This is a genomic window from Alkalibaculum bacchi (assembly GCF_937875145.1).
GTDB classification, from domain to species: Bacteria; Bacillota; Clostridia; order Eubacteriales; family Alkalibacteraceae; genus Alkalibaculum; species Alkalibaculum bacchi_A.
This window is the reverse complement of record NZ_CALNCS010000083.1, coordinates 1-3,944: the sequence shown is the minus strand read 5'-3', so window position 1 is coordinate 3,944 and position 3,944 is coordinate 1. Positions and strand designations below refer to the sequence as shown.

The following is a 3,944-nucleotide window of genomic DNA, read 5'->3' as shown; positions in this document are numbered from 1 at the left end:
CTTACTCTCTATGTTTTTTTCTACTTTTTTAATAATCATATCTAAAATAAGGCCGGATAAGCCGATAAATATGATTCCAGCTAATACTAGGTCTAATCGCAGTGAATTTCTCGCGTCAATAATTAAATAACCTAAACCTGACTGAGCACCAACCATCTCACCAGCTACTAAAAAGACCCAAGAAGATCCAAGAGCCATATGTAGGCCATTGGCGATTATTGGGAAGGCAGCAGGCAAGACGATCTTTGTAAGTAATTGGAACTGATTCATTTCAAAGTTTTGCGCAACTTTTAAGTAAACTTGGTCTACTTTACGTATGCCGTTTACAGTAGATAAAAGTACAGGGTAGAATGCTGCGATAAAGATAATCACTATGGCAGGAGCATCTCCAATTCCAAACCAAAGGACGATAAATGGAAACCATGCAATAGGAGATATTGGCCTTAAGACTTGAACAATAGGATCGATAAACGCCCATAGTTTTTGATACCATCCTAATATAAGGCCTAACACAATACCAGCAATGGAAGCCGTAATATACCCTATTAAAAACCTTGTCATGCTGACTTGAATATGAAGAATCAAAGTTCCATCTTCCAATAATTCTTTCATGCTCCTAACAACATCCATAGGGGAAGGCAACAAGGAAGGCTCATACCTTCCTGTTGCACAGACTATCTGCCAAATACCCACGAGTACGGAAATGCTCACTAGTACATGAAATGACTTTTTTATGATATTCATGCTATTCACCTTGTATTAAGGAATTATCGATAAAATCTTCATAAGCTGGAGGATTTTCAGATAAGCCCATTTCTTTCATGTAATCTGTAAGAACTTGGTATTCTTCTTTTCTTATAGCAAGGTCCTTATAGGAAATAAACTTAAGGGATAATTCTAATACATCTTTTTTTGTCTTCATGTATTTAGAAGATACTTCATATACATCTTCATCTTTTTGTTCGGCTTTTTCTGATGCTTTTACGTATTCTCTTACAAATTCCTCAGCAACTAATCTATTATTATTTATAAATTCATCTCTAAGAACTAAAGTACAGCATAGAGAATCTTGCCATAATTCTTGTGAGTCGTATAAAACTTTCCCGCTACCATGAGATATGGATATGGCTCCAAAAGGTTCTGCAACGATATATGCTGATATTCTTCCATCTGAAAGGGCTGCAGGCATTTCCGCTGGTGGAAGCTCTACTACATTGACATCGGATAGTTTTAAATTATTTTCCTTTAACATCTGGTACAAGAGGATATTGTGAGATGAAAGCTTGCTCGGTATGGACACGGTTTTGCCTTTTAAGTCAGAAGCTTTATTTATTTCTTCAGAGACCACAACTACATTTCCATCTCTATGGCCTAGGGCCACAGACTTTAAGCCAATTCCTTGCTCTTTTGACTTCATAGCAAGTTCAACAAGCATACTTGCACCGTCAATTTCTCCAGCATTTAAGGCTTCAACTAATTCTGCCCAAGACCCAAATTTGACTAATTCCAACTTTGCACTTTTTAGATTAGCCCCATCCTCTTGAATGAAAAGAGGAAGGGCATGGGTTATGGGGAGGTATCCTATTTTTATAGGATTTCCTTCATCAACTGGCGCATTTTTTTCTTTAGAACATGCAGAAAGGCTGATGATAAGAATTGCAATGATGATTAAATAGATAAACTTTTTCATTTTTCCTCCTAAGCTTAACTCCAGCTTAATGCTTCTCGTTTTGCTTCAATATCTTCGATAATTTTATTGCCTAAGCTGTCTGGATTTACATCTACGACCATGACTGCACCGATGGTTTCTTTTGTATCTTCATAAATGTATTTCATTACATTAGGTGATCCTTGTACAGGAGGCTCTACACAATGGTAGGAATTAATCCCTAGTAAACGGAAGCTTAATGCAGCTGCAACGCCTTTTTCGTTTGACCATTCAGGGCTTGCAAAGGCAAATGGCATATCCTTTAAGTCTTTTCCACAAGCATCTGCTAGGGCTCTAAAAAGCGCAGAAGCTCTTGCATTATCAAGACATTCTCCCATATGCCATACAGGTGGAAGGTCTGATCCTAAAAATTCTTTTAGCTGGCTACCTGTATGTTCTAAAGCGGATTTATTACAGTATCCTAATTTTAGAAGTGGGAAGGATGCGCATCCATTTGTAAGAACGAGAATATTTTCCTTTATTAGCTTTGATGTAATATCTGTAATCGCTTTTTCATATAAAACTCTAGGATTATTACAGCCTACTAGATTAATAATTCCCTTGATTTTTCCTGTCTTTAAAGCTTGTGCGATAGGTTCAATACTGCCAAATTGTTTTATGATATTTTCAAGAGAAAATCCAACTTCTGCATTGACTTCATACTGAGGAATCGTTACAGGTATATCTCTCCTATTTGCAAAGCTTACAATAGCACGAGTAAGGATTTTTTTAGCTAAATTTTCCGTTTGAGCAATATTAGAGTGCTCATGGTCATAAGCATAATGCTCCGCACCAGGCAATCTTGCAGAATCGCTTGTAGTTACTACTACAGTTTTGAAGCAATTTGCAACTTCCATAATAGCAGGGAATACATCTTGAACGTCAGCAACCCAAAGGTCAAGGGCACCTGTTCCCACGATTAATTCGGCACCGATGGCATTAGAAAGTGGAATGACTCCTCCGTATCGATACATAGAAGACAAACCAGAACAGCAAATACCGTAAAACTGTATTCCTTTAGCTCCATGTTTTTTTGCTAAAGCATCAAATTCCTCTGTTTTTCCTAGTCTTACGATCTCGCTGACGAGAAGAGGAGAGTGACCGTGAAGGGCGATATTTACATATCCTTCTTTTAATGCTCCAACATTACATTTTACCGTACTTCTCACTGGCAAACCAAACAAGCTATCTATGGCAATAGAAGAAGCTAGTACGCTGGACCATGAGAATGCAAGGCCACATCGAGATAATTGCTGCATGATGTTTTTCCAGTCGCTATCAGTGCCTGTAGTTGTTCTATGTAGTGCGTCTGTTATTTCGTGATATGCGCTAATAGGGAGAATATCTAACTCCTTCCAAACTTTTACTCTTTCTGGAGTAGCAAAGGCATGCATAGTCTTGTGCTTATCTGGAACAGTTCTAGATAAATCTTCAAGTAAAATATCTGCAACGAGAACAGCAAGCTCTTTAATGGACTTTCCTTCGATATCAATGCCGAGTGTAGTAGCTGATTTTTTAAGTTTTTCAGGTCCTAGAATTGGCAAGTTTAACTTTCCTTCTCCAACCCATTTTAAGGCAAGCATGCTTTCTCTACCTCTATATCCATGACCAGCAACTCCACTTGCTACCCATCGAAGTAAATTACGAGATACAATTAGATCGGCATCGGCGCCGCAGACACCCCTAGGGCTTTTTTTTGTAATTCTACAAGGTCCAATATTACAGTTTTTGCAGCAAATTCCGGCCATACCAAAAGTACAGTGAGGTTTTTGGGCATCGAAACGATCAAATACTGTTTCAAGTCCGACTTTCTCCATATTATGAATAAGTTCTTTTACAGCTGGATCAGGTGTGTGTTCTAAGACATCTTCCTTAGAAGGAAAGGTTTTCTTATATTCTTTGATAGCCTCATTATAGTCGTGGAAATCGTTGTGGTGGTGATGATGGTGGTGACCGTGGTTGTGTTCGTGTGAACTCATTTCATGTTGCCTCCTTAACGTAGTAAATATATATGTTTTATAATATATTAATACTATATTTTTCTAATGTCAATAAAAAACGTATTATTTAGATAAGTTTAATTTGTAATAATTATATTTTCAATTAATAATATACCCTACTTTTTTTATCTTGTATATTTATTGAAAGTATAATTATCACAAATTAAACTTATCGAAATAATACGTTTTTTATTGACATTAGGAAAATATAGTATTAATATATTATAAAACATATA

3 protein-coding genes are annotated in these 3,944 nt (G+C 36.7%); all 3 read right to left on the bottom strand.

What is annotated here, in order from left to right; genetic code table 11:
- The coding region (locus Q7P22_RS05510) for an ABC transporter permease (RefSeq protein ID WP_303861707.1) at positions 1-744 on the bottom strand (744 nt) is incomplete at its 3' end.
- Between the two features lies 1 nt (position 745).
- Complete coding sequence (locus Q7P22_RS05505; protein WP_303861704.1) at positions 746-1,690, bottom strand: ABC transporter substrate-binding protein; 945 nt, start codon at positions 1,688-1,690, stop codon at positions 746-748.
- Between the two features lie 14 nt (positions 1,691-1,704).
- Complete coding sequence (gene cooS, locus Q7P22_RS05500; protein ID WP_303861703.1) at positions 1,705-3,687, bottom strand: anaerobic carbon-monoxide dehydrogenase catalytic subunit; 1,983 nt, start codon at positions 3,685-3,687, stop codon at positions 1,705-1,707.
- Positions 3,688-3,944: the final 257 nt, after the last annotated feature.

What these genes read in the sequence shown, in the direction of transcription:
- cooS (WP_303861703.1), bottom strand. Translation starts at nt 3,687, where the DNA reads ATGAGTTCACACGAACACAACCACGGTCACCACCATCATCACCACCAC.
- Q7P22_RS05505 (WP_303861704.1), bottom strand. Translation starts at nt 1,690, where the DNA reads ATGAAAAAGTTTATCTATTTAATCATCATTGCAATTCTTATCATCAGC.